1 protein-coding gene is annotated in these 1,112 nt (G+C 68.3%); it reads right to left on the bottom strand.

Annotated features, from left to right (window positions below):
• On the bottom strand, positions 1–1,112 hold a 1,112-nt coding region (locus AC1DYI_RS36470), incomplete at both ends, for a condensation domain-containing protein (protein ID WP_477208959.1).

The following is a 1,112-nucleotide window of genomic DNA, read 5'->3' as shown; positions in this document are numbered from 1 at the left end:
CGTTGACGCGGATCGCCAAGGTGTTGATGAAGAAGCCGATCAGGTCTTCGACCTCGCGCCGCTGGCGGTTGGCCACCGGCGTGCCGATGACCACATCGTTCTGGCCGCCCAGGCGCGCCATCAGCACGCCCCAGCCGGCCAGCAAGGTCATGAACAGGGTCGTGCCATGGCGTTGGCCAAGTGCCTTCAAGCCCTGGCTCAGCTCGGGCGACAGGTGGAACGGCACCTCGTCACCGGCATACGTCTGAACCGCCGGCCGTGGCTTGTCGAGCGGCAAGGCGAGCAAGGCTGGGGCACCGGCCAGGTGGCTGCGCCAGTGATCGACCTGCGCTTTCAGCACGTCGCCCTGCAGCCAGGCGCGTTGCCAGGCCGCGTAGTCGGCGTATTGCAGCGACAGCGGCGGCAGCGGGTCGGGCCGGCCTTGGCTGAAAGCCGCGTAGAGCGCGCCCACTTCCTTGACCAGCAGCACGTTCGACCAGCCGTCGGTCACGATGTGGTGCTGGTTGATCAGCAGCACATGCTCGGTGGTCGACAGGGCCAGTAGGCGGCCCCGGATCAACGGGCCGCGTGCCATGTCGAAGGGCTGGTGGAAGACCTCGCCGCTCAGCCGCGCCAGCTCGCGCTGCTGGGCTGCTGCGTCGAGGCCGCTCAGGTCGTGCTCGATCAGCGAGAAGCCGACCCCGGCTTCGGCAATGCGTTGCACCGGCTCGCCGTCTTCGAGCACGAAGGTCGTGCGCAGCACCTCGTGGCGCGCGACGATGTGGTCGAGCGTCGTCTTCAGCGCCGCACGATCCAAGGTGCCAGTGATCGTCAGGCCCGCAGGCATGTGGTACGCGGCGCTGGAGGCCGCATCGAGCTGATCAAGGAACCACAGCCGCTGCTGCACCCAGGACAGTGGCAACGGCTTGCTGCGATCGGCCGGCGTGATGGCCTGCATGCGTGTCGCATCGGCTTGCGACAAGCGGGCGCTGAAGTCCGCCAACTGCGGGTGCGAGAACAGCTCGCCCAGCGGCACCTCCAGCCCCATCGCCAGCCGCAGCCGCGACACCAGCCGCACCGCCAGCAGCGAGTGGCCACCGAGTTCGAAGAAGTCGTCGCGACGGCCGATGCGC

The sequence above is a fragment of the Ideonella sp. P3_A4 genome (genome assembly GCF_056403075.1).
Note: the sequence above shows the minus strand (reverse complement) of the source record. Positions and strands in the feature narration are given on the sequence as shown.